Annotated in this window: 1 pseudogene; it reads left to right on the plus strand. The window is 73.2% G+C overall.

The features are described 5' to 3' along the window. Positions 1–40: 40 nt before the first annotated feature. Positions 41–701, plus strand: a pseudogene (locus tag E1261_RS44970) (SWIM zinc finger family protein); the annotation flags it as partial.

Genomic DNA, 701 nt, shown 5'->3' on the forward strand with positions numbered 1-701 from the left:
GGTTCGGCCGGGCGAGGAGCCGGAGTGGGTTGACTCGTGGGTGAGCAAGCGGACCGAGCGGCCGGAGCGGAAGCCGGGGGAGGTTGCTGACCCGCTGGCTGCGCAGGAGCGGGCGTCGCGCCGGGCCGATCGGGTGTCGGCCGGTATGGCGGAGTTGGCGAGCTGGCTGGACGACCAGGTGCGGCAGGGGCTGGGTGGATTCGACCAGCGCGCCTACACCGAGCTGAGCCGACTGGCCGCCCGGATGGTCGATGCGCAGGCACCCGGCGTCGCGGGGGCGGTACGGCGTGCTGCCGCAGTCGTCGGGCGTGGACACGGCTGGCCGGGCGAGCTGCTCGAGGAGCTGTCCCTCATCCACCTGATCGTCGCAGCCCATGCCCGGCTCCCCGAACTGCCACCCGCACTCGCGGACACCGTGCAGTCCCGCATCGGCTGGAACGTCGAGACCGCCCGGGTGCTGGCCGACGGCGAGAAGGTCGAGGACGACTGGCTGGTCCTCGGCCGCGTGATCGAGCCCGACGACCGCCTCACCGTCCGCCGTGTGTGGTTGCGCGGGGCAACAACCGGCCGCCTGGGCCTGATCCTCAACTTCGCCGCCGCCGGCCGTCCCCTCGAACCACTCCCGGCCCGACCCGGCGAGTACGTCCCCGGCGTCCTCTCCTTCTACCCCGGAGCCCTGCCGATGCGCGCATTGCTCACCC

The sequence above is a fragment of the Kribbella albertanoniae genome, assembly GCF_004348455.1.
In the GTDB taxonomy this organism is placed as follows: domain Bacteria; phylum Actinomycetota; class Actinomycetes; order Propionibacteriales; family Kribbellaceae; genus Kribbella; species Kribbella albertanoniae.